Genomic DNA, 21645 nt, shown 5'->3' with positions numbered 1-21645 from the left:
CCTCCCGGAGCGTCCCAGCGCCCACGGGCGCTGCTGTGGTCGATGTCCGGGCTGGATCGCGGCCGGCCCGGACGGGTGTTCGCGGCTCAGACCGAGACGAGCCAGCCGTCGCGCACCTCGAAGGTGGACGCGCCGATGCCGATGCGGTCGCCTTCGTGCAGCAATGTCTGCTCGACGCGGCGCCCGTTGACGAACGTGCCGTTGCGCGACCCGAGATCGCGCAGCAGCAGACCCTCATCGTCCGCAGTGATGACGACGTGCCGGCGCGAGACGAGCATGTCGTCGAGCACGATGCTGTTGCTGCGGCTGCGCCCGATCGTCAGCGAGTCCTCCGGCAGATCGTCGTTCTGGCCGACGACCTGCGGCGGCGCCGACTCGTACCCGCTCGAGGAGTACCCGTTCGACGGGGGAGCCGACGCATAGCCCCCAGACGGAGGTGCGGACGGGTAACCACCCGACGGAGGTGCCGACGGGTAGCCGTTCGACGGGCTCGTCGCCTGCGCGTCGGCTGCCGGCGCGGGCACGGCTCCGACGGGTGAGGCGCCACCGCGGGGTGCCTGGTCGGCGTCGCCGTCGGCCTGGTCGTGGCGCGGCGACTCGGATGCACCGTCAGCGGGGTCGGAGCCCACCGCGTGAGGCGCCGAGGGCGCCGCGTGCTGACCTGCATCGCCGGGCGCAGGCCGCCCGGCGGGCTGCTGTTCGCCTGCCCACCCCACGGGCGTGGCGGCGGGCTGGGCGTCGTTCCACGGGTTGCCGAGCTGCCCGGGAGCGGCCGGGCCGACGCCCTGCTCGTCGGCCGAGCTCGCGTCCGTCTGTCGCGCATCCCTCTGCTGCGGCGTGGCCGGGGCATCGCCCGACGAGCGTCCGCCGGCGGCAGCCGGAGCGTCAGCCTGGCCGGCGGGCGCGTCGAGCTGAGCATCTGGTCGCGGCCCGGCCCACGCCGGCTGCGCGGTGCCCGTGGCGGGCGCGTTCCACTGGATGGGGTACGGCTCGCGGCCTCGTTCGCTCATCGTCCACTCCGTTCGCGGCGCGGGGCGCCGTCCCGTCCTACGTCGATCCGTCGTTGTCATCCGGGTGTCGGCCCGCCGATGTCGGTGGTCGGGCGCGCCCGTGTCATGGGGCAGCCTACCGGCCGCGACACACCCATGGGTGGGCGTCGGGAATGAGTAAGCTGGGGGCAGCGTCCAAGCGTGATCGGGCCAGGCGACACGCACGCGAGATCTGCGAGGAATCCATGGGTATTGCACACAAGAGCGCCACGCGCCACCGCGTCGTCATCATCGGCTCCGGCTTCGGCGGTCTGTTCGCCGCGACCCAGTTCAAGGACGAGGACGTCGACGTCGTCCTCATCTCCTCGACGACGCATCACCTGTTCCAGCCGCTGCTGTACCAGGTCGCGACCGGCATCCTCAGCGAGGGCGTCATCGCCCCGAGCACGCGCGAGGTGCTCAAGAAGGTCAAGAACGTCGAGGTATTCCAGGGGACGGTCAGCGACATCGACGTCCAGAACAAGCGCGTCTTCGCGCAACTGCTGGACTCGACCCAGACGTACGACTACGACTCGCTCATCGTCGCGGCCGGCGCGGGGCAGTCGTACTTCGGCAATGACCACTTCGCCGAGTTCGCGCCCGGCATGAAGAGCATCGACGACGCGCTCGAGCTGCGAGGTCGCATCTTCGGTGCCTTCGAGACAGCGGAAGTGGCCGCGGCCGCCGGCGAGTGGGACGACGTGCGCACGCTGCTGACGTTCGTCGTCGTCGGGGCCGGCCCGACGGGCGTCGAGATGGCCGGGCAGATCAGCGAACTCGCCAACCGCACCCTCGCCGAGGACTTCCGCCACATCAACCCCAAGGACGCGCGCATCGTCCTCGTCGATGCGGCGCCGCAGGTGCTGCCACCGTTCGGCAAGAACCTCGGCGAGAAGGCGAAGAAGCAGCTCGAGAGCATGGGCGTCGAGGTGCTGCTCGGGCAGATGGTGACGAATGTCGACGCCACGGGCATCGAGATGAAGACGCAGGACGGCACCGTCACCCGCATCGACTCCGCGTGCAAGGTGTGGGCCGCAGGCGTCGCCGCGAGCCCGCTCGGCAAGCTGCTCGGTGACAAGACGGGCGCCGAGGTCGACCGCGCCGGGCGCATCTCCGTGCAGCCCGACCTGACGCTGCCCGGCCACCCGGAGATCTTCGTCGTCGGCGACATGATGAGCCTCGACAAGCTGCCCGGCGTCGCGCAGGTGGCGATCCAGGGCGGAAAGTTCGCGGCCAAGTCGATCCTCGCGGGCGTCAAGGGTGAGCCGGCCCCGGCGAAGTTCAAGTACTTCGACAAGGGCTCGATGGCGACGATCTCCCGTTTTTCGGCCGTGACGAAGGTGGGCCGCCTCGAGACGGAGGGGTTCATCGCGTGGCTCATGTGGCTCGGCGTTCACCTCGTCTACATCATCGGCTTCAAGTCGCGCCTGTCGACGATGCTGAGCTGGGCCGTCGCGTTCGCGAGCGACAGCCGCGACGAGCGCACCACCACGGAGCAGCAGGTCCACGCGCGTCTCGCGATCGCCGAACTCGGGGAGAAGTACCACCCGAGCGTCGACGTGCCCGGCCTGCTCGAGCTGTCGAAGGGCAGCGCGCAGCTCGAAGCCGTTGACGGTGCGGACGCGCCGGCGCTCGAGAAGCAGTCTGAGACGCCGAAGGCCTGATTCCGGTCGCACGAATCCGTGCGATGCGCGACGGCGCCCCGCTCACGCGAGCGGGGCGCCGTCGTCGTCACTCGCCCGGGATGAGGGACGGCGCGGGGGAGTCGTCGCCGAGACGAGCGAGCACCTCGTCGTGGAGCAGGCCGTTCGTCGAGACGCCGTTGCCGCTCCAGCAGCCGGGGCGTCCGTCGAGGCCGGTGAAGCGGCCGCCCGCCTCGGTGACGATGGGCACGAGCGCCGCCATGTCGTAGTCCTCGAGCTCCGGTTCGGGCGCGATGTCGACGCTTCCCTGCGCGACGAGCATGTGCGAGAAGAAGTCGCCGTAGGCGCGTGAACGCCAGCATTCCTTCGACAGGCGGAACAGGTCCATGTCCTTGCCACGTTCGGCCCAGCCGTTGAACGAGGAATAGCTGAGAGAGGCGTCCGCCAGCCTGTCGACCTTCGAGACGCTGATCGACGTCGCGCTCGTGAGGCTGCGTCCGGTCCACGCGCCGGTGCCCTGCGCGGCCCACCAGCGGCGGTGCAGTGCGGGTGCGGCGACGAGACCGACGACGGGCGTGCCCGCGTCGACGAGGGCGATGAGGGTCGCCCAGACGGGCACACCGCGCACGTAGTTCTTCGTCCCGTCGATGGGGTCGATGATCCACAGCCGATCGGCGTCGCCGCTCGTGCCGAATTCCTCACCCTTGATGGCGTCGCGCGGGCGCGCGCGCTTGAGGTTCTCGCGGATGACGCGTTCGGCCTCGCGGTCGGCCTCCGTCACGGGGGTGAGGTCGGGTTTCGACTCGACCTGCAGGTCGGCGGCGCCGAAGCGCGACATCGTGATCTCTTCGACCGAGTCGGCGAGGACGTGGGCCAGGCGCAGGTCGTCGTGGTACGGGCTGGGGTCGCGCAGGGTGTCGCTCATTGCGCCCACGCTACCGGCTCGCCGGCACCGCGAGCACGCGGTGGCGGGGTAGGCGAGTGAGTGCTCACTCGTCTACCCCGCGGTCGGGTTCAGCGTCGCTCGAGGTGCTCGTCCTTGTCGGGCACGTGGCGCGAGCGCAGCAGACGACGCAACGACGCCAGGCGCGCCGGGCCCGTCGTGCCGGCGTGACCCGCGGCGACGTAGGCGTCGAGCGCGCAGTCTGCCTCGTCGTGCGAGCAGCCGCGTGGGCATTCGGCAGTGCCGGGGGCGAGCTCAGGGAAGTGGTCGACGATCGTCGTCGGGTCGATGTGTGCGAGGCCGAACGAACGAATGCCGGGGGTGTCGATGATCCAGCCGCCCTCCGGCCCGGGAAGTTCGAGGGCGATCGCCGACGTCGAGGTGTGGCGCCCGCGTCCCGTCACGTCGTTGACGTGGCCGGTCGTGCGCGCGGCATCCGGAACGAGGGCGTTGACGAGTGTCGACTTGCCGACGCCGGAGTGCCCGACGAGGACGCTGACACGCCCGGCGAGGCGGGCGCGCAGGTCGTCGAGACCGTCGAGGTCACGGGCGACACGACCACCGGACGCGATCAGCTCGTCCCGTTGGGCGTCGCTCAGCTCGTGCGCCGACGTGACGCTGTGCGGCACGTCGAGGTCGGCGTAATTCGCGAGGAACGGCGCCGGGTCGCCAAGGTCGGCCTTCGTCAGCGCGAGCAGCGGGTCGAGCCCCGCGTCGTAGGCGGCGACGAGGCAGCGGTCGATGAGGCCGGTCCGCGGCTCGGGGTTCGCGACCGCCGTCACCATGACGAGCTGGTCGGCGTTCGCGACGATGACGCGCTCGTACGGGTCGGTGTCGTCGGCGGTGCGGCGAAGCACGCTCGAGCGTTCCTCGACGCGCACGATGCGCGCGAGCGAGCCCTCGTGACCGCTCGTGTCGCCGACGAGCGCAACACGGTCACCGACGACGATGGGCGTGCGCGTCAGCTCGCGGGCGCGCATCGCCGTGATCTGCCGTCCGTCGAGCAGGACCGACCAGCGGCCGCGGTCGACACCCGTCACCATGCCGATGACGGCGTCGGCGTGCTTGGGGCGATCCTTCGTGCGGGGCCGAGATCCCTTGCGGTTGGGGCGCACGCGCACGTCGGACTCACTCCAGTTGCGACTCGCCATCTCAGACCGTCCGCTGCAGCGCCGGCTCGTGCGCCGCACTCGTGCCGTCGAGCAGCGCCTCCCACCGCCGGTCGAAGTGCGGCAGCGTCTTGGCGGTCGTGCCGACGTTCTCGACGACGATGCCGTCGACGACGAGCCCGACGACCGCAGCCGCCATCGCCATGCGGTGATCGTCGTACGTGTGGAACAGCCCGCCGTGCAGCACTTCTCGCGGCACCGGGGTGATGACGAGACCGTCCTCGGTCTCGTGCACCTGCGCCCCGATCGCCGTGAACTCGCGCGAGAGCGCCGCGAGCCGATCGGTCTCGTGGCCGCGGATGTGGGCGACGCCGCGGATGCGGCTGCCACCGTCGGCGAGCGCGCACAGGGCGACGACGACGGGCGTCAGCTCGGACGCTTCGGTGAGGTCGACGTCGATGCCCCGCAGACGACCGCTTTCGGGGCCGCGCACACGCAGACCGTCACGATCGAGCGTCACCTTGCAGCCCATGCGCTCGAGAACGCCACGGATGTGATCGCCCGGCTGCGTCGTGAACGTCGGCCAGTCGGCCATGAACACCTCGCCACCCGTGACGGCGGCCGCCGCGAGGAAGGGGGCAGCGTTCGACAGGTCGGGCTCGACCATGACGTCGAGCGCGCGGATGTCGCTGGGTTCGACGCTCCACGCGTAGCTGCCGCGCCCGTCGGCGTCGACGTCGTCACCGACCTCGATGACGACGCCCGCGTCACGCAGCACCTCGACCGTCATGTCGATGTGGGGGATGCTCGGCAGCGTTGCGCCGGTGTGGACGATCGTCACGCCCTCGTCGAAGCGCGCGCCGGAGAGCAGCAGTGCGGAGACGAACTGCGAACTCGTCGAGGCGTTGACCTCGACGCGCCCGCCCGTGACGGCTCCGGTGCCGTGGACGGTGAACGGCAGTGCGCGGCGGCTGTCGTCGTCGATGCGGACGCCGAGGTCGGCGAGGGCCTGCAGGACAGGACCCATGGGGCGATTGCGGGCGTGCTCGTCGCCGTCGAAGGCGACCGGCCCGTCCGCGAGGGCGGCGACCGGCGGGAGGAAGCGCATGACGGTGCCGGCGAGGCCGCAGTCGACCTGTGCGGGGCCCCGAAAGGGTGCAGGAGTGACGTGCCAGTCGTCGCCCTCGGGGGAGTCTCCGGGCACGTCCTCGACCTGGACGCCCATCGCGCGCAGTGCTTGCGCCATGAGGAGGGTGTCGCGCGAGCGCAACGGCGCCCGCAGGAGAGAGTCGTCGTCGGCGAGGGCGGCGAGGACGAGGTAGCGGTTCGTCAGGGACTTCGAGCCGGGGACGCTGAACGCGCCGACGACCGGCCGGTCCGCGCGAGGTGCGGGCCAGTCGCTCGTCGGGTTCGCGGAAGCGGCGCTCGTCGCGGCGGTGGTCGTCATGTCGGAGTTCTTCATGTCGAGGCCCGCTGCGCGAGCGCTCGTACTGCCGGAGGTCATGAGGGCAGCTTGCTCCCGGCGACGGCGGCCATGAGCTTGGCCTCGCGACGAGCCGTCTTCGCGGCGCGCTTGGCCTCACGGCGCGTGACGTCGACGCCGTGCGAGGTACGCCAGGCGAGGCCCGGCTTGCCCGCGGTGTCGGCGGCGGCGAGCAGCACGCCACCGACGATGGCAGCAGTGCGGAAGAAGTTGGACTGCTTGCGTGCCTTCACCTCCGGGTCCTTCTCGGCCCAGAACGCCTCGTGCATGTAGGCGTTCGCGCCGACCGTCGGGGCGAGCAGAGCCGCGGACAGGCGCGGGAACTTGCCGAGCGCGAGGGCGGTGCCGGCGGCACCCATGAGCGCGCCCTGGCCCTTGACGATCATCTCGGGGTCGTTCGGCACCTTGCTGCCGCTCTCGCGGCTGACGAACTCGACGAACGGCGCGGCCTCGGCGGCCTGCGACTTCGTGTTGGTGAACGCCTTGGCCGCCTCGTTGAGGAAGTAGCTGGCGAGCGCGGTACGCGCGATGCGACGGATCATGGTTCCTCCTCCTGTGAAGGTCGGCGTCGATCGTCGACGCCTTGGCCTCCCACGTTAGTCGGCGCCACCGACAACATGCGAGCACCGAGGGCAACAGACCGCGCGATCCTGGGCAGCGGCCGGTCCCTCCACCCTGCAGGCGAACCGAAGATGTCGTTTACGAGAAACGCATGCATGAGGATCAGGTCACCGATGCGATGATCGAGTCCATGGTTGCCGAGGCTGAAGCCGGCTACGCCGTCGAGCCGTTGAAGCGTCGAGGACGCGGTCGGCCCGGACGGGGAGCCAGGCCGGTGCTGGTCGTCGCGGTCAGGCTGACGTCCGACGAGCTCGCTGCGCTCGATCGTGTCGTCGAACGCGAGCACCTCTCCCGTTCAGAGGCGATTCGCCGGGCACTGAACAACTACGCCGCGTGAAGCTGCACCCCAGCGCGTTCAAGCACGGGCTCGGTGAGGACGACATCGCGCAGGCCGCGTCATGGCCCCAGGGGGAGTACCCGCGCCGCCGCCGCGGATCGTCGACGACGCTGACGAGACGGGGGCACGCCCCAGCGGTCTAGGCTTTCTCGCATGTGCGGCAGATACGCAGCCAGTGCGAGCACGGGTGAGCTGGTCGAGGAGTTCGAGGTCGACGTCGACGCGACGGGCGAGCAGACGCGGTCGCTGCTCGCGTCGCCGCAGAACCCGCCTGTCGGTGAGCCCGACTACAACATGGCGCCGACGAAGCAGGCGCCCGTCGTCCTGACCCGTCCCGAGCGGCTCGACGACGGCTCGCGCGGCGAGGCGAAACGTCAGCTGCGTCACCTCACGTGGGGGCTCGTGCCCTCGTGGTCGAAGGACACCAAGGGTGGCGTGCGCATGATCAACGCGCGCGCTGAGACGTTGCTCGAGAAACCGTCGTTCGCGAAGGCCGCCCGCGCGCGTCGCTGCCTCGTGCCCGCGTCGGGTTGGTACGAGTGGCAGCTGTCACCGACGGCGCTCGACGCCAAGGGCAAACCGCGCAAGCAGCCGTTCTACATGCGCCGCGTCGACGGCACGGACGTCGCATTCGCCGGCCTCTACGAGTTTTGGTGCGATCGTTCGCTGCCCGACGGCGACCCGGCGGCGTGGCTGACGACGTTCGCCATCATCACGACGAGCGCGGGGGAGGGCCTCGACCGCATCCACGACCGTCAGCCCCTCGCGCTCGAACGCGAGCAGTGGGCCGACTGGCTCGACCCGACGCTGACGGATGACGCCGACGTCGCCGCGTTCCTCACGCCCGGCGATTCGAGCCCCTTCGAGGCATACCCCGTCTCGCGCGCGGTCAGTTCCAACCGGACGAACGGCCCAGGCCTCATCGAACCCGCGCCCGAGTCCGACCTCGTCGGCGTCGTCGACCCCGCGACCGGCGAGATCATCGGGGCTGAGAAGTGACCGCCGAACCTCGCCCGTCTCGCTCTGTCGCGCCGGAACGAGCGCACCGCGTTCTTGACATCGAGACGGACGCCGGGCCGGCACGCGCCTACGTCATCGATCCGGTCGGTGGTCCCGCGAACACCGAGGTGAAGAACTCCGAGTCCTCGAGCACCGAGTCTGCGAACGCTGAGACTGCGGCGGTCACGACGACCGGCAAACACCAGCCCGTCGGAACACTCGTCCTCGGACACGGCGCCGGCAAGGGCACGAACACGCTCGACCTGTGGGGCTTGCTCGACCTCGCCGATGACGGGTGGCGTGTCGTCCTCGTCGACCAGCCCTGGGTGCTCGCGGGCCGCAAGATCGCCACGCCCCCGAAGACCCTCGACGAGGGTTGGCGCGCCGTCGTGAGCCACTTGCGCGAGGCGGGCGAGATCACGGGCCGCTTCGTGCAGGGTGGTCGTTCCGCCGGTGCCCGCGTCGCGTGCCGCACCGCCGTCGAGACGGGCGCTGACGCCGTCGTCGCGCTGGCTTTTCCGCTCGCGCCGCCGGGCAAGGCGGACGACCCGTCGAAATGGCGCACGGACGAGGCGCAAGCCGTGCTCGATGCGGTCGTTCCCCTGCTCGTCGTGCAGGGCGCCACTGACACCTTCGGCGACCCCGACGCGATCCGCGCCGCGCTGCCCGGCGCCGACGTCGCCGCCGTCGCGGGCCCGCACGGATTCAGCAAGCAGCCGCAGGATGTCGTCGACGCCGTGCGCCGGTGGCTGGCCGCCGCGTCCTGACTCCTATCGAGAGCGGGGCGGGGAATAGCGCAGCCCACTCATCGTGTTGACGACGGCGAATCAGAAAGCCCACGAGGGCCATTCGAACGTCGAAAGTGAGCACGATGCTGGTAGCACCCGTGGTTCCGGTCGAACCGTCCGCGCTGAGCCTCACCACCGGTTTCGGTGGCGTGGGCACGCGCGCGTCTCGTGTCGCGCCGCACCCCGCGCTAGGGTTGAGCGCGATGACAGACAACACGACGGTCGACGCCCTCGGCGCGCCGCAGCCAGACGGCGGCGCGGCGCCACGCAGCGTCACCGATTCCAAGGATTTCGACCCGAGCACCGAGACCCCGGCCGAGCGGGCCGCGCGCTTCGAGCGTGACGCGATGCCGTACCTCGATCAGCTCTACAGCGCCGCCCTGCGCACGACGCGCAACCCGAGCGACGCCGAGGATCTCGTGCAGGAGACGTTCGCGAAGGCGTTCGCAGCCTTCCACCAGTACAAGCCGGGCACGAACCTCAAGGCGTGGCTGTACCGCATCCAGACGAACACGTACATCAACTCTTACCGCAAGAAGCAGCGTCAGCCGCTCGAGTCCGACGCCGCCGAGGTGGAGGACTACCAGCTCGCGCGGGCCGAGGCGCACTCGTCGACGGGGTTGAAGTCGGCCGAGAACGAAGCGCTCGATCACCTGCCCGACAGCGACATCAAGAAGGCGCTGCAGGCCTTGCCGGAGGACTTCCGTCTCGCGGTGTACTACGCCGACGTCGAGGGTTTCCCCTACAAGGAGATCGCCAAGATCATGGACACGCCGATCGGCACCGTGATGTCGCGCCTGCACCGCGGACGCAAGCTGCTGCGTGAACAACTCGAGGACTACGCGCGTGGGCGCGGCTTCCTCAAGGGTGAGGCGGACACCGCGAAAGGGGCGAAGAAATGAGCGACAAGTGCCCCGAGTACGTCGATCGTCTCTACGCCTACATCGACGGTGAGCTGACGGCCGAGCAGTACGAGGAGATCAAGGCTCACCTGCTCGACTGCCCCCCGTGTTTGACGGAGTACGAGCGCGACATGCTGCTCAAGAAGCTCATCAAGCGCGCTTGCGCCTGTGAACAGGCGCCGGAGCAACTGCGCTCGTCGATCCTCACGCGCATCACCTACGAGCGCACCGAGGTGCGCTACGAGGCCTGACGCCGAACCGAGCATGACGAAGGCCGACCATCCCGTGAGGGTGGTCGGCCTTCGTTCGCGTCTGCGGCAGATGCTCAGGCGTTGGGCTTCTTGCCGTGGTTCGCGCCCTTGCCCTTGCGGCTGCGACGCTTGCGTGCGCGCTTGCTCATGGTCTTGCTCCCTGGTTCGGGGTCTTCCCCCCGGTACGTCGGGGGCCAACCTCCCCATTCTGTCACATCGCGCTCGTGCCCCCTGCGGGCATCCGCGCAGCGAGAGGCGGCTCGCTCTCGTCGGCCTGGCGTGGTGGGGAGGTGGAGTCTCGGATCAACCGTTCGATTGATCCGAGCGGAGGTGGACCTTATTAAGGTGGGCCTTACCTCATCAGAAAGGCTCGGATCCATGACGACGACCCTCACCCCGCCCCTGTCGGCCGCGCTGCGCGACCACACCCGTGCCGCGCACGAGCACGCCGAGAACCGCGGCTTCATGACCCGCCTCATGGGCGGCGAGAGCAGCATCGGCGCGCACCAGGGGCTGCAGCGTCAGCTGCTGCCGGTGTACGACCACCTCGAGTCGGCGTGCGCGACGCACCGCGACGACCCGCGCCTCGCGCCGCTGCTGGACCCGGCACTCGAGCGCGCCGCATCGCTGCGTCACGACCTCGCCGCGCTGGAACGCCTCGGCTATGCGGACGCCACGGCGATCCTGCCCGCCACGCAGCGCTACGTCGACGACCTCGTCGCCTGCGCCGCCTCGCCGGCCACGCTCATCGGCCACCACTACACGCGCTACCTCGGGGATCTGTCCGGCGGGCAGATCATCGCGACGCTCATGCGCCGCCACTACGACGCGCCTCACGATGTCCTCACCTTCTACCGCTTCGACATCGCCAAGCCGAAGACGTACAAGGACGCCTACCGCGCCCGCCTCGATGAGTTGGCCCTCACGACGCAGGAGCAGGACGAGGCCCTCGACGCCGCCGGTCGCGCCTTCGCCCTCAACGCCGCCGTCTTCGACGCGCTGGACGCCTGCTACCCCGCGGGTGCGAACGCTCGGGCCGAGGCCGTCTGAACGCATGGAATCGATCCGTGAGATGCCCGTGGCGCTCGCGTTCGGCATCCTGTTCTGCATCGTCATGGCGCGAGCCAACGCGACATACTGGATCGGCCGCGGCGCGATCGGCGGCTGGCGTCGGCATCCGAAGTACGCCCACCACCTCGACGCGCGCTCCGTCAAGCGCGCCGAGGGCATGGTGCACCGCTTCGGCCCGCTCGCCGTCCCGCTGTCGTTCCTGACGGTCGGCGTGCAGACGGCCGTCAACCTCATGGCCGGGGCCGGCCGGATGCCGCTCGTGCGCTACCTGCCGGCCGTCGCCGTCGGCAGCCTCATCTGGGCCGGCGTGTACACCGTCGCCGGGGTGGCGTTGCTCGACGTCATCCTCCGCCTCGTGCACTGACGCACCTGACGTCATGAAGGTGGACGAGAATCGCCGATGTGGACGGAAATCGCAGGAGGGGACGGGATTCGCGACGGTGAACGAGAACCGCAGGTGAGGCAGCGAGAACGGCCCGGCATCCAAGGGGGATGCCGGGCCGTTCTCGTTGCGGGAGGGAGGCTCAGGCCTGCTTCGTCTCCGCGAAGATGCGAGCGATCTCGTCGATCTTGCCGAGCAACTCGTCAGCCTTGGCGATGTCCCACTCGCCCTTGGTGCCGCTTGCACCGGCGAGCTTCGTCGCCTCGTTGACGAGGGTGTGAAGCTGCGGGTACTTCTCGAAGTGCGGGGGCTTGAAGTAGTCCGTCCACAGCACCCACAGGTGCTCCTTGACGAGCTGGCTGCGCTGCTCCTTGATGATCGTGGCGCGCATCTTGAAGTCTTCGTCGCCGGGCTTGTCGGCGACCTTGGCGATGATGGCCTTGACCGACTCGGCCTCGATGCGGGCCTGGGCAGGGTCGTAGACGCCGCAGGGCAGGTCGCAGTGAGCCGAGGCCTCGACGGTGGGGGTGAAGAAACGCTTCAGCATGAGGGACTCCTTGCTGCTGGTGATCAGCTGCCGAGCGGCAGCACTGCCCTCAACCTATCGCGCGACACGGCCCCGGCGAAAGGTGCTGACGCAGGTGCGACAACGTCGCAGAATCTGCGTCATCACTGGGGAGTCGGGGCTGACGACCCGCCCCCGCATCGCCTCGTCCCCCAGCGCCCCGACGAGCCATGAGTCGACCCCCTCACGGGGGTTGTCACGCTCCACCCACCAGCCCGACGCGCCGTCGGCGAGGCGTTCGCGCCTCGTCACCCGTTTGATCGCGAGCGGGCGGGGGCCGTCGTCGCCGTCAGGGAGGCGGACGACGTGGCAGCGCCCGACCCGGGGCGACGCACCCCAGGCGACGAGGACGACGTCGCCGTCAACGTAGGTCGGTTCCATCGAGCGACCCCTGACGACGACGAAGCCCAGCTGCATCCCACCAGGGTAGTGGGGTGCAGCTGGGCGAGCGTCAGAGCAGTTCGTCGTCGACGAGGGCGGCGATCGCCTCGTGCTCGCTGCGAATGCGCGACAGGAAGCTCTTGGTGCGCTCGTGCTGCGGGTTGTTGATGACGTCGCGCGGCGCGCCGGTCTCGACGACGACGCCGGCGTCCATGAACACGACACGGTCCGCGACGTCCCGCGCGAAACTCATCTCGTGCGTGACGACGACCATCGTCATCCCGTCCTTGGCCAGTTCCTTCATGACGGCGAGCACCTCGCCGACCAGTTCGGGGTCGAGGGCGGACGTCGGCTCGTCGAACAGCATGAGCTTCGGCTGCATCGCGAGCGCGCGGGCGATGGCGACGCGCTGCTGCTGGCCGCCCGAGAGCTGGCTGGGGTAGTGCTTCGTCTTGTCGCCGAGCCCGACCCGTTCGAGCAGCCGCTCGGCCTCCGCCTTCGCCTCGGCCTTGCCCACGCCCTTGACCTGGACGGGCGCCTCCATGACGTTCTCGAGGGCCGTCATGTGTGGGAAGAGGTTGAAGCGCTGGAAGACCATGCCGATCTCACGGCGCTGCGCGGCGATCTTCCTGTCCGTGAGGCGGTGCAGCTGCCCGCCCTTGTCGGCGTAACCCATGAGGTCGCCGTCGACCCAGATGCGCCCGCCGTCGATCGTCTCGAGCTGGTTGATGCAGCGCAGGAACGTCGTCTTTCCCGAGCCCGACGGGCCGAGCAGCACGACGACCTCGCCGGGGTGGACGTCGAGGTCGATGCCCTTGAGCACCTCGTGCTTGCCGAACGACTTCATGACGTTGACGGCGCGCACGAGTGGCTCATCGGAGCGTGAGGCCACGGGGGCCGTGGTTGCGGACGGTCGCGGCTGGGCGTTGCTCGCCCCGGCGGCGGCGGTGCTCATCAGTGGTCACTTCCGATCGAGGACAGACGTGAGCGGAACCCGCCGGTCGTGGTGCCCTGCGCCCCGAAGCCGCGCGCGAAGCGTCGCTCCAGCCAGCTCTGCAGCAGCATGAGCAGCGTGCAGAGGATGAGGTACCACATGAGGGCGCCGACGTAGCTCGGCATCACCTTGTACGTGTTGTTGGCGACGTTCTGCGCCTGGTTGAACAGTTCGGCGGTGACGGGCACGGCCGTCAGCAGCGACGTGTCCTTGACCATCGAGATGGCCTCGTTGCCGGTCGGCGGCACGATGACGCGCATCGCCTGCGGCAGGATGATGCGGCGCATGGCCTTGCCGTTGCTCATGCCGAGGGCCTGGGCGGCCTCACGCTGACCGTTGTCGACGGACAGGATGCCGGCGCGCGCGATCTCCGCCATGTAGGCGGCTTCGGACAGTCCGAGGCCGATGATGCCGACGGTGATGCCGGAGCTGATCGTCTTGACGTCGAGGGTGTAGAACGTCAGCCCGAGGTCCTTGCCGAACGGCACGCCGAGATCGAGGGTCGGGTAGAGGGTCAGGACGCCGAGACCGAGGATCGTCATGAGGACGTAGCGTGGCACGGCCCGGAAGAACCAGATGTAGACGAACGCCACGCCGCGCAGCACGGGGTTGTCCGACAGGCGCATGATCGCGAGGATGACGCCGAGCACGACGCCCAGGATCATCGACACGATCGTCACGATGATCGTGCCCTTGAGCAGTCCGTCGAGCACGGGCGAGTAGTTCATCACCTTGAGCACGAACGGCCAGTCCCAGGCCTTGTTGGTGACGACGGAGCTGATCATCATCGCGACGAGGACGGCGATGACGGCGAGGGCGACCCATCGGCCGGGATGCCGGACCGGCCGGGCGTCGATGACGCCCGGCCGCTCGGTGGTGGTGGTGTCGGTCATGTCGTTCGCGATCAGGGCTTGGGGTTGACCGGGAACGAGGTGACGGCGCCGTCACCGTTGCTCCAGGCGTCGAGGATCTTCTTGTAGGTGCCGTCCTTGTCGAGGGCCTCAAGGGCCTTCGAGATGGCCTCGGCGAACGCCGTGTTGTCCTTCTTGACGACGATGCCGTACGGGGCCGAGGCGTACTTCGAACCGACCTTCTCGAGCTTCGCGTCGTTCTTCGCGACGGCCCAGTTGGCGACGGGGGAGTCGGCCGCGAAGCCGTCGACCTTGCCGGCGATGAGGTCGGCGGTCACCTTCGACTGGGCGACCTCGCTGACGATCGTGATCGGCTTCTTGCCCGCGGCGGTGCACTTCTTGTTGCGTGCGGGCAGGTCGTCGGTCTGCTGCACGGTGTCCTTCTGGACGCCGATCGTCAGGCCGCACGCGTTGTCGGGGTCGAGCTTCTTCGGGTTGCCCTTGGCGGTGACCCAGGCGGTGCCCGCGCTGTAGTACTGCACCATGTTCGCGGTCTTGAGGCGCTCGGCGTTGATGGTGAACGAGCTGATCGCCGCCGGGTACTTGCCGGCGTTGACGCCGCCGATGAGGGTGCCGAAGTCGCCGTTCTGGAAGGTGAGCTTGAGACCGAGCTTCGCGGCGACGGCGTTGAGCAGGTCGATGTCCATGCCCTGGATCGTCTTGCCGTCGGCAGCCGTGAACTCGTTCGGGGCGTATGACGCGTCCGAACCGATCGTCAGGGTGCCCTCCTTGGCGATGGCGGCGGGGACGAGCTTGGCGAGCGAGTCGTCCTTCGTCACCTCGGCGGCCTTGCTCGACGCGCCCGCAGCGCCCGAGGAGGCAGAGCTCTTGGAGTCGTCGAGGGAGTCGGAGCCACAACCCGACAGCAGCAGGGCGGTGGCACTCAGGCCGGCGAGGGCGGGGGCGGTGGTACGACGCATGGGCGGGCCTTTCGGCATGGGGACGGCGCGAGCCGTCGGAGACGATGGCCATAGCATGCCACCGCGCCTCGCCCCGGGCGAGCGACACGACATAAGTATGCGGGATCGTGACCTACGGCCCGCCTCGTGCGCGCGACACCATGCCCGTGCAGCGACCTTGGAGCCGCCTCGTGAGACGTGCGTCACGCGTGATCATGCAGGACGCGGGCCGCTGCGATCAGGCCGAGCGCAACGAGTCGTAGAAGCGCACGCAGTCGTCGTATCGCGGCAGCAGACCCGACGCCTCGGCCTGCGCCAGCGACGGCGCAGCCTCGTCCTTGGGGGACAGCAGCGGTTCGATGTCGTCGGGCAGGGTCAGCCCCACCGTCGTGTCGAGGGGGTTGATGCCGTGCTCGCGCTCGGGGGTGTAAGGCGCGCTGCACAGGTACATCGCCGTCGAATCCTCCTCGAGGGCGCAGAACGCGTGGCCGAGCCCCTCGGCGAGGTAGACCGCCTTGCGTTCGCTCGTGTCGAGCACGACCGATTCCCACTGCCCGAACGTCGGCGACCCGACGCGGATGTCGACGATGAAATCGATGATCGAGCCCGACAGGACAGTGATGTACTTCGCCTGGCTCGGCGGCACGTCGGCGAAGTGGATGCCGCGCACCGTGCCGCGGCTGCTGACCGAGATGTTCGACTGGACGACGTCCATGCGGTGGCCGAGGTGCTCGGCGAGCTTGTCCCCGCGGAAGCCCTCCATGAACACGCCGCGCCCGTCGGGGAACTGGCGGGGCGTGACGACGTAGGCGCCGCCGATCTTCAGCGGCTGGATGTCCATCACAGGGCCTTGCGGACGGCGGGGGTGATGTGGCCTTCGGCGAGGACGCGGTGCATGTAGGCGCCGTAACCGGACTTGACGAGGGAGTCGGCGAGGGCGGAGAACTGCGCGTCGTCGATCCAGCCCTGACGCCACGCGATCTCCTCGACGCAGCCGACCTTCAGATCCTGCTGCTCCTCGAGGACGTGGACGAACTGCGAGGCGTCCATGAGGCCCTTGAAGGTGCCCGTGTCGAACCACGCGGTGCCGCGCGGCAGCACCGTCACCGTGAGGTTGCCGCGGCGCAGGTACTCGTCGTTGACGCCCGTGATCTCCAGCTCGCCACGCGGGGAGGGCTCGAGGTTCTTCGCGATGTCGACGACGTCGTTGTCGTAGAAGTACAGGCCGGGCACGGCGTAACGCGACTTCGGCTGCTCCGGCTTCTCCTCGATCGAGACGACGTTGCCGTCCGTGTCGAACTCGACGACGCCGTAGGCGCTCGGGTTCGTCACGTGATGAGCGAAGACGTGGCCCCCGGTGAGCTCAGCGTGGCCCTGCAGCGCCGTCCCCATGCCGGCGCCGTGGAAGATGTTGTCGCCGAGGACGAGGGCGACCGAGTCGTCGCCGATGAACTCCTCGCCGATGATGAACGCCTGCGCGAGGCCGTCGGGCGAGGGCTGCACGGCGTAGCTGATCTCGACACCCCAGTCGGATCCCTCGCCCAGCAGCCGCTGGAACTGCTTGCTGTCGTGCGGCGTCGTGATGATGAGGATCTCGCGGACTCCGGCCATCATGAGCGTCGAGATCGGGTAGTAGATCATCGGCTTGTCGTACACCGGCATGAGCTGCTTGCTGATGCCCCGTGTGATCGGGTGAAGTCGCGTTCCCGATCCCCCCGCGAGAATGATTCCCTTCATAGGCCTACCTTATGCTGGCAGGGTGCAGATCCTGGTCACCGGCGGAGCCGGCTTCATCGGCGGCAACTTCGTCCACCTGACGGTGAAGGAGCGCCCAGAGGCGCGCATCGTCGTTCTCGACGCCATGACGTATGCGGGCAACGAGAGATCTCTCGACGGGCTGGGGGAGCACGTCGAGCTGGTGCGCGGCGACATCGCCGACGCCGCGCTCGTCGACCGTCTCGTCGCCGCGTCCGACCTCGTCGTCCACTTCGCCGCCGAGTCGCACAACGACAACTCCCTCGCCGAGCCGTGGCCGTTCGTCCAGACCAACATCGTCGGCACCTACACGCTGCTCGAGGCGGCGCGCAAGCACGACGTCCGGTACCACCACATCTCCACCGACGAGGTGTATGGCGACCTCGAGCTCGATGACCCGGAGCGTTTCACCGAGGCGACGGCGTACAACCCGTCGAGCCCGTACAGCTCAACCAAGGCCGGCAGCGACATGCTCGTGCGTGCCTGGGTGCGCAGCTTCGGCGTCAGGGCGACGATCTCGAACTGCTCGAACAACTACGGTCCGCGCCAGCACATCGAGAAGTTCATCCCGCGCCAGATCACTAACCTCATCGACGGCGTGCGCCCCAAGCTCTACGGTGACGGGCTCAACGTGCGCGACTGGATCCACGTCGACGACCACAACGCGGCCGTCTGGGCCATCATCGAGCGCGGGCGCATCGGGGAGACCTACCTCATCGGCGCCGACGGTGAGCTCGACAACAAGACCGTCGTGCAGGCCATCCTCACCGGGATGGGGCGTGACGCCGACGACTTCGACCACGTCACCGATCGGCCCGGCCACGACCGCCGCTACGCGATCGACTCGACGAAGCTGCGCGAGGAACTCGGCTGGAGTCCGCGCTACACGTCGTTCGACGACGGCCTCGCCGCCACGATCGCCTGGTACCGAGAGAACGAGTCGTGGTGGCGTCCGTTCAAGGACGCCACCGAGGCCAAGTACGCAAGCCAGCAGGTCGTCGCGGCGCCTGCTGACACCGCCACCGGTCAAGGGGCATGACGATGGCGCGTCGCTGGCTCGTCCTCGGAGGCACGGGCATGCTCGGTCAGGATCTCGACGCGCTGCTGCGCAGCCGCGGTGAGAGCGTCGTCTCGCTCGGCTCCGCCGGATGCGACGTCACCGAGCTGGAGACGGTGCAGCGCGTCATCGGCGATCACGCGCCGGACGTCGTCGTCAACTGTGCTGCGTACACGGCCGTCGATGCCGCTGAGAGCGACGAGGCCGCGGCGTTCGCACTCAATGGGACGGGTGCGTTCAACGTCGCTCGAACCGCGCAGGCCGCGGATGCCCAGCTCGTCCACGTCTCGACCGACTACGTCTTCGACGGCCGCGCCGAGGAACCGTACGATGTCGAGCACCCGCAGGCCCCGCAGTCGGCCTACGGACGCACCAAGGCGGCCGGAGAATGGGCCGTTCGTGCCACGCACCCCGACGCGCTCATCGTGCGCACGGCATGGCTCTACGGAGCGCACGGAAGCAACTTCGTCGCGACGATGCTGAAGCTCGCCCAGAACCGTGACACCCTCGACGTCGTGGCCGACCAGGTCGGACAGCCGACGTGGGCGGGCGACCTGGCGGACACCATCGTCGGGCTGATCGAGCAGGAATGCCCGGGCGGTTTCTACCACGGCACGAGCTCCGGGCAAGGGTCGTGGTTCGACCTCGCCCAGGAGGCCTTCCGCCTCACAGGCCTGGATCCTGAGCGCGTGCGCCCGACGACGTCGGAGGCGTTCCAGCGGCCCGCGCCGAGGCCCGCCTACAGCGTGCTCGCACGCTCACCGCGCGGGCCGAGCATCGGTGACTGGCGTGCACGACTCGCCGCGTCCGGCGTCGTTCAGCAGGAGCGCGCTGCAGAGCGCGCGCGGGCCTGAGGAGCAGGCTCGAGACGACCGCGGTGCGGGGGACGCAGCCGAACGGGAACGAGGGGAATTCGGACGCGTCCGACGAAGGGAAACAGGGTTTTGTGGGAAAGGCGCCGGCGAGCATGACTGACGGGGCGAGAGGCAGGCGCGACCTGCTCGCCAGGATGCGTGGCAACTGGCGGCGCAACCTGTTCCTGCTGCTGTTTGTCCTCGACCTGGGCGTCATCACACTCGCCGTGGCTGCCGGGTTCTTCGCGCGCTTCGCAATGGCGGAGGCGTCGCTCGACACCGTTCGCTCGCAGGGCAACCTCTACCTCGTCGTCGTGCCCGCCCTCATCCTCGGATGGCAGGCCTCGCTGCTTCTCAATCAGGCGTACAACATGGAGATCATCGCGATCGGCACCGACGAATATCGTCGTGTCGTGCGCGCCACGTTCTTCACGTTCGGCGCGCTCGCGATCGTCCTCGTCCTGCTGCGCTGGCAGGTAGCGCGCGGCTTCCTGGCCGTCGCCCTCCCACTCGGGCTCGTCCTGCTTCTCATCGAACGTCTCCTGGTCCGCCGCTGGGTGCTCGCGCGACGCCGCCGCGCGATGCTCGTCGACGGCGTCGTCGTCGTCGGCTCACCGCATGAGGTGCGCTACGTCGCCGAAGGCATAGCCCGCAACCCGGCTGCGGGCCTAGTAGTGCGCGCCGTCGCGACGGACACGACCGATGCTCCGACGTTCGAGCTCGCCAACGGAGTGGTCGTGCCCCAGGCCGGCGCGATCGCCGACGTCGTCGACGCCGTGCACCGCTACGAGGCCAGCACGATCATCGTCGCCGGCCATAACCGCATCAACCGCAAGCAGCTGCGCGAACTCGGCTGGCAGCTCGAGGACACCACCATCCGTCTCGCCCTCGCCAGCCGCATGACGGACGTCGCAGGCCCCCGCATCCATTGGCACCCCATCGAAGGGTTGCCGCTCATGAGCGTTGAGATGCCCCGCTACAGCGGCGTCAAGTACTCCCTCAAACGGGCCTTCGACCTCGTCATCGCCACCGGGATGGTCGTCCTCGTCGCCCCGATCCTGTTCGCCATCGCCATCGCCGTCCGCCTCGACAGCCCCGGGCCCATCTTCTTCCGCCAGACCCGAGTAGGCGTCAACGGAACGCTGTTCAAGATGACCAAGTTCCGCTCGATGGCCGTCGACGCCGAAGCGCGCCTCGCCGGACTCGAACGACAGAACGACGGCTCCGGCCTACTGTTCAAGATGAAAGACGACCCCCGCACCACCCGCGTCGGCGCCTTCATCCGCCGCTACAGCCTCGACGAACTGCCGCAACTGTTCGACGTCATCGCCGGCAGCATGTCACTCGTCGGACCACGCCCCCCACTGCCCCGCGAGGTCGAAGCCTATGACCACCACGTCCACCGCCGCCTCAACGTCAAGCCAGGCATCACTGGACCCTGGCAGGTCGGCGGACGCTCGAACCTCTCCTGGGAAGAATCCGTGCGCAAGGACCTCTACTACGTCGAGAACTGGTCCCTGTCCGGCGACCTCGTCATCATGTTCAAGACCCTCCGCGCCGTCCTCGCACGCGACGGCGCGTACTGACATTCCCTTGTCTCGCCTTCCGGCCGGCCCCCCGAAGGGGGGTCAGAACGTGGTTGTCGGGACGACGAACGCCCCACGTCGACGACGTGAGGCGCTCGAAGGTGCGATGAGGGCCGTCAGACGGAGAGCCAGTCCTGCCAACCGGCGTGAAGCACGAGCCACGCCATGAGGCCGTAGCCCGCCTGGCCGGGGTGGTAGCCGTCGCTGGCGGCAAGATCCGACTGCCACTGATCGTGCCCGAGCAGCGGGCGGAAGCAGTCGACATACGTCACGCCACGACGCGCGCAGACGTCCGCGTGCGCGTCGACGAGCACCTCGAGCTTCGCGTTCATCTCCGGGTCGCTCGTGGGCGGCGGGCCGACGACGAACGTCGCGATGCCGTTCGTCGACGCATCGTCGAGGATGTTCGCGAGGTTGAGGCGCGAACGTGCTGTCGTCAGACCCTGCGCGGCGTCGTTCGTGCCGAAGCCGATGACGAGTCGGCGCTCGTTGCAGTTCTTCCACCGCAGCGCCGCCTCACCCCGCCAGCGCGCGAGGACGTCAGAGGAACTGTCGCCGCGCACGCCGAGGTTGTACGTCGTCAGCCTGACGCCCTCGTGCGGCGTACGCGCGACGACCCGCGAGACCCACCCCAGGGCCTTCGGGTCGCCGTAGCCGTTGACGAAGCTGTCGCCGACGAAGACGAGGCCGACACGGCGCTCACCCTCGGCGACGTGGAAATCGGCGCTCGGCCGGAACTCGGGCTCGCTGCCTTCGGTGGGGTAGGACACGCTACGACCGCCTTCACTCACTCGTCATCGTCGTCGTCGAGCCGTGCCAACCATGTGGCGAGGCGCTCGACGGGGATCTCGAACTCCGGGTTGAGGTCGACGAAATGACGCAGCTGCTCCGCGAGCCACTCGAACGTCACGTCTTCTTCGCCGCGGCGCGCCGCGAGCTCCTCGATACCCCGATCCGTGAAATACACGCGCCCAGCTTATCGTCCGTCAGCTCGGTGCCCACCCCGCAGGCGTCGCGCGCCCACGACGAAGCGGTGCCCACCCCGCGTGGGGGAGGGCACCGCTTCATCAGGAACGCACCATCAAC

General features: G+C 69.0%; 27 protein-coding genes. 12 read left to right on the top strand and 15 right to left on the bottom strand.

Annotated elements, in window-relative coordinates; translation table 11 throughout:
- Window positions 1–86: 86 nt before the first annotated feature.
- Window positions 87–1010: an FHA domain-containing protein gene (locus DYE07_RS04670; RefSeq protein WP_172462940.1), complete on the bottom strand. Its 924-nt coding sequence runs from the start codon at window positions 1008–1010 to the stop codon at window positions 87–89.
- 224 nt (window positions 1011–1234) lie between these two features.
- Between DYE07_RS04670 and DYE07_RS04665 the strand changes: the two genes are divergently transcribed.
- Window positions 1235–2692 carry an NAD(P)/FAD-dependent oxidoreductase gene (locus DYE07_RS04665; RefSeq protein WP_006945907.1) on the top strand — a complete coding sequence of 486 codons (1458 nt, stop codon included), beginning with the start codon at window positions 1235–1237 and terminating at the stop codon, window positions 2690–2692.
- Window positions 2693–2759: 67 nt separating this feature from the next.
- Here the strand turns inward: DYE07_RS04665 and hisN are convergent, their stop codons facing one another.
- From hisN to DYE07_RS04645, 4 genes are all read right to left on the bottom strand, one after another.
- Window positions 2760–3596: a histidinol-phosphatase gene (gene hisN / locus DYE07_RS04660; protein ID WP_040014769.1), complete on the bottom strand. Its 837-nt coding sequence runs from the start codon at window positions 3594–3596 to the stop codon at window positions 2760–2762.
- Window positions 3597–3685: 89 nt separating this feature from the next.
- The gene (gene rsgA, locus DYE07_RS04655) at window positions 3686–4765 is read right to left on the bottom strand and encodes a ribosome small subunit-dependent GTPase A (RefSeq protein WP_006945866.1); all 1080 of its coding nucleotides are present in this window, start codon (window positions 4763–4765) and stop codon (window positions 3686–3688) included.
- Between the two features lies 1 nt (window position 4766).
- Window positions 4767–6227, bottom strand: coding sequence for a 3-phosphoshikimate 1-carboxyvinyltransferase (gene aroA, locus DYE07_RS04650; RefSeq protein ID WP_231729431.1), 1461 nt, complete (start codon window positions 6225–6227; stop codon window positions 4767–4769).
- Window positions 6224–6748, bottom strand: coding sequence for a DoxX family membrane protein (locus tag DYE07_RS04645; protein WP_062257114.1), 525 nt, complete (start codon window positions 6746–6748; stop codon window positions 6224–6226). Before DYE07_RS04645 ends, aroA begins: the two co-directional genes overlap by 4 nt.
- A 170-nt stretch (window positions 6749–6918) precedes the next feature.
- On the opposite strand from DYE07_RS04645, the gene DYE07_RS04640 reads away from it, so the two are divergent.
- The 6 genes from DYE07_RS04640 (at window position 6919) to rsrA (ending at window position 10104) form a co-directional block, all read left to right on the top strand.
- Complete coding sequence (locus DYE07_RS04640; protein WP_006945986.1) at window positions 6919–7164, top strand: ribbon-helix-helix protein, CopG family; 246 nt, start codon at window positions 6919–6921, stop codon at window positions 7162–7164.
- Window positions 7161–7307: a hypothetical protein gene (locus DYE07_RS14670; RefSeq protein WP_172462939.1), complete on the top strand. Its 147-nt coding sequence runs from the start codon at window positions 7161–7163 to the stop codon at window positions 7305–7307. The genes DYE07_RS04640 and DYE07_RS14670 overlap by 4 nt, the downstream gene beginning before the upstream one ends.
- A gap of 10 nt (window positions 7308–7317) precedes the next feature.
- Window positions 7318–8163 (top strand): SOS response-associated peptidase, encoded by an 846-nt coding sequence (locus DYE07_RS04635; protein WP_115296438.1) that lies wholly within the window; start codon window positions 7318–7320, stop codon window positions 8161–8163.
- A complete protein-coding gene (locus DYE07_RS04630) occupies window positions 8160–8930 on the top strand; it encodes an alpha/beta hydrolase family protein (RefSeq protein WP_115296437.1) in 771 nt (256 codons plus the stop codon). Before DYE07_RS04635 ends, DYE07_RS04630 begins: the two co-directional genes overlap by 4 nt.
- Window positions 8931–9034: 104 nt before the next feature.
- A complete protein-coding gene (locus tag DYE07_RS04625; protein WP_237723930.1) occupies window positions 9035–9853 on the top strand; it encodes a sigma-70 family RNA polymerase sigma factor in 819 nt (272 codons plus the stop codon).
- Window positions 9850–10104, top strand: coding sequence for a mycothiol system anti-sigma-R factor (rsrA, locus tag DYE07_RS04620; RefSeq protein WP_006945939.1), 255 nt, complete (start codon window positions 9850–9852; stop codon window positions 10102–10104). Before DYE07_RS04625 ends, rsrA begins: the two co-directional genes overlap by 4 nt.
- A 74-nt stretch (window positions 10105–10178) precedes the next feature.
- Here rsrA and DYE07_RS15340 read toward each other — a convergent pair whose 3' ends face one another.
- A complete protein-coding gene (locus DYE07_RS15340; protein ID WP_369798754.1) occupies window positions 10179–10253 on the bottom strand; it encodes a 50S ribosomal protein bL37 in 75 nt (24 codons plus the stop codon).
- A 229-nt stretch (window positions 10254–10482) separates the two neighbouring features.
- Between DYE07_RS15340 and DYE07_RS04615 the strand changes: the two genes are divergently transcribed.
- The gene (locus DYE07_RS04615; protein WP_172462938.1) at window positions 10483–11154 is read left to right on the top strand and encodes a biliverdin-producing heme oxygenase; all 672 of its coding nucleotides are present in this window, start codon (window positions 10483–10485) and stop codon (window positions 11152–11154) included.
- Between the two features lie 4 nt (window positions 11155–11158).
- Complete coding sequence (locus DYE07_RS04610; RefSeq protein WP_062257127.1) at window positions 11159–11539, top strand: DedA family protein; 381 nt, start codon at window positions 11159–11161, stop codon at window positions 11537–11539.
- Window positions 11540–11699: 160 nt separating this feature from the next.
- Here DYE07_RS04610 and sodN read toward each other — a convergent pair whose 3' ends face one another.
- From sodN to rfbA, 7 genes are all read right to left on the bottom strand, one after another.
- Entirely contained in the window at window positions 11700–12104 is a 405-nt protein-coding gene (gene sodN / locus DYE07_RS04605; protein WP_115296434.1) for a superoxide dismutase, Ni, read from the bottom strand.
- 54 nt (window positions 12105–12158) lie between these two features.
- Entirely contained in the window at window positions 12159–12539 is a 381-nt protein-coding gene (locus tag DYE07_RS04600; RefSeq protein ID WP_006945900.1) for a S24/S26 family peptidase, read from the bottom strand.
- Between the two features lie 34 nt (window positions 12540–12573).
- Window positions 12574–13458, bottom strand: coding sequence for an amino acid ABC transporter ATP-binding protein (locus DYE07_RS04595; RefSeq protein ID WP_006945930.1), 885 nt, complete (start codon window positions 13456–13458; stop codon window positions 12574–12576).
- Window positions 13458–14390 carry an amino acid ABC transporter permease gene (locus tag DYE07_RS04590; RefSeq protein WP_006945891.1) on the bottom strand — a complete coding sequence of 311 codons (933 nt, stop codon included), beginning with the start codon at window positions 14388–14390 and terminating at the stop codon, window positions 13458–13460. The genes DYE07_RS04595 and DYE07_RS04590 overlap by 1 nt, the downstream gene beginning before the upstream one ends.
- Before the next feature lie 11 nt (window positions 14391–14401).
- The gene (locus DYE07_RS04585) at window positions 14402–15328 is read right to left on the bottom strand and encodes an ABC transporter substrate-binding protein (RefSeq protein WP_006945918.1); all 927 of its coding nucleotides are present in this window, start codon (window positions 15326–15328) and stop codon (window positions 14402–14404) included.
- 217 nt (window positions 15329–15545) lie between these two features.
- Complete coding sequence (locus DYE07_RS04580; protein WP_115296433.1) at window positions 15546–16148, bottom strand: dTDP-4-dehydrorhamnose 3,5-epimerase family protein; 603 nt, start codon at window positions 16146–16148, stop codon at window positions 15546–15548.
- Window positions 16148–17044, bottom strand: coding sequence for a glucose-1-phosphate thymidylyltransferase RfbA (rfbA, locus tag DYE07_RS04575; RefSeq protein WP_115296432.1), 897 nt, complete (start codon window positions 17042–17044; stop codon window positions 16148–16150). Before rfbA ends, DYE07_RS04580 begins: the two co-directional genes overlap by 1 nt.
- A gap of 22 nt (window positions 17045–17066) precedes the next feature.
- On the opposite strand from rfbA, the gene rfbB reads away from it, so the two are divergent.
- From rfbB to DYE07_RS04560, 3 genes are all read left to right on the top strand, one after another.
- Entirely contained in the window at window positions 17067–18101 is a 1035-nt protein-coding gene (gene rfbB / locus DYE07_RS04570) for a dTDP-glucose 4,6-dehydratase (protein ID WP_115296431.1), read from the top strand.
- Window positions 18102–18103: 2 nt separating this feature from the next.
- Entirely contained in the window at window positions 18104–18973 is an 870-nt protein-coding gene (gene rfbD / locus DYE07_RS04565) for a dTDP-4-dehydrorhamnose reductase (protein ID WP_115296430.1), read from the top strand.
- Between the two features lie 113 nt (window positions 18974–19086).
- A complete protein-coding gene (locus DYE07_RS04560) occupies window positions 19087–20559 on the top strand; it encodes a sugar transferase (RefSeq protein WP_144708212.1) in 1473 nt (490 codons plus the stop codon).
- A gap of 116 nt (window positions 20560–20675) precedes the next feature.
- Here DYE07_RS04560 and DYE07_RS04555 read toward each other — a convergent pair whose 3' ends face one another.
- Window positions 20676–21329, bottom strand: coding sequence for a GDSL-type esterase/lipase family protein (locus DYE07_RS04555; RefSeq protein ID WP_006945919.1), 654 nt, complete (start codon window positions 21327–21329; stop codon window positions 20676–20678).
- Between the two features lie 17 nt (window positions 21330–21346).
- Window positions 21347–21526: a DUF6104 family protein gene (locus DYE07_RS04550; RefSeq protein ID WP_006946035.1), complete on the bottom strand. Its 180-nt coding sequence runs from the start codon at window positions 21524–21526 to the stop codon at window positions 21347–21349.
- Window positions 21527–21645 lie beyond the last annotated feature (119 nt).

Origin of the sequence: Dermacoccus nishinomiyaensis, assembly GCF_900447535.1 — a bacterium.
Lineage (GTDB): Bacteria > Actinomycetota > Actinomycetes > Actinomycetales > Dermatophilaceae > Dermacoccus > Dermacoccus nishinomiyaensis.
This window is presented reverse-complemented; position numbering and strand designations above follow the sequence as displayed.

Bases quoted from the DNA above. Each gene is read 5' to 3' on its own strand.
- DYE07_RS04590 (WP_006945891.1), bottom strand. From the start codon at position 14,390: ATGACCGACACCACCACCACCGAGCGGCCGGGCGTCATCGACGCCCGG.
- hisN (WP_040014769.1), bottom strand. From the start codon at position 3,596: ATGAGCGACACCCTGCGCGACCCCAGCCCGTACCACGACGACCTGCGC.
- DYE07_RS04595 (WP_006945930.1), bottom strand. From the start codon at position 13,458: ATGAGCACCGCCGCCGCCGGGGCGAGCAACGCCCAGCCGCGACCGTCC.
- DYE07_RS04665 (WP_006945907.1), top strand. From the start codon at position 1,235: ATGGGTATTGCACACAAGAGCGCCACGCGCCACCGCGTCGTCATCATC.
- DYE07_RS04670 (WP_172462940.1), bottom strand. From the start codon at position 1,010: ATGAGCGAACGAGGCCGCGAGCCGTACCCCATCCAGTGGAACGCGCCC.
- DYE07_RS04610 (WP_062257127.1), top strand. From the start codon at position 11,159: ATGGAATCGATCCGTGAGATGCCCGTGGCGCTCGCGTTCGGCATCCTG.
- DYE07_RS04645 (WP_062257114.1), bottom strand. From the start codon at position 6,748: ATGATCCGTCGCATCGCGCGTACCGCGCTCGCCAGCTACTTCCTCAAC.
- DYE07_RS04560 (WP_144708212.1), top strand. From the start codon at position 19,087: ATGACTGACGGGGCGAGAGGCAGGCGCGACCTGCTCGCCAGGATGCGT.
- aroA (WP_231729431.1), bottom strand. From the start codon at position 6,227: ATGACCTCCGGCAGTACGAGCGCTCGCGCAGCGGGCCTCGACATGAAG.
- rfbA (WP_115296432.1), bottom strand. From the start codon at position 17,044: ATGAAGGGAATCATTCTCGCGGGGGGATCGGGAACGCGACTTCACCCG.
- DYE07_RS04585 (WP_006945918.1), bottom strand. From the start codon at position 15,328: ATGCGTCGTACCACCGCCCCCGCCCTCGCCGGCCTGAGTGCCACCGCC.
- rsrA (WP_006945939.1), top strand. From the start codon at position 9,850: ATGAGCGACAAGTGCCCCGAGTACGTCGATCGTCTCTACGCCTACATC.
- rsgA (WP_006945866.1), bottom strand. From the start codon at position 4,765: ATGGCGAGTCGCAACTGGAGTGAGTCCGACGTGCGCGTGCGCCCCAAC.
- DYE07_RS04600 (WP_006945900.1), bottom strand. From the start codon at position 12,539: ATGCAGCTGGGCTTCGTCGTCGTCAGGGGTCGCTCGATGGAACCGACC.
- DYE07_RS04635 (WP_115296438.1), top strand. From the start codon at position 7,318: ATGTGCGGCAGATACGCAGCCAGTGCGAGCACGGGTGAGCTGGTCGAG.
- DYE07_RS04640 (WP_006945986.1), top strand. From the start codon at position 6,919: ATGCATGAGGATCAGGTCACCGATGCGATGATCGAGTCCATGGTTGCC.
- DYE07_RS04615 (WP_172462938.1), top strand. From the start codon at position 10,483: ATGACGACGACCCTCACCCCGCCCCTGTCGGCCGCGCTGCGCGACCAC.
- sodN (WP_115296434.1), bottom strand. From the start codon at position 12,104: ATGCTGAAGCGTTTCTTCACCCCCACCGTCGAGGCCTCGGCTCACTGC.
- rfbD (WP_115296430.1), top strand. From the start codon at position 18,104: ATGGCGCGTCGCTGGCTCGTCCTCGGAGGCACGGGCATGCTCGGTCAG.
- DYE07_RS04580 (WP_115296433.1), bottom strand. From the start codon at position 16,148: ATGGACATCCAGCCGCTGAAGATCGGCGGCGCCTACGTCGTCACGCCC.
- DYE07_RS04625 (WP_237723930.1), top strand. From the start codon at position 9,035: ATGCTGGTAGCACCCGTGGTTCCGGTCGAACCGTCCGCGCTGAGCCTC.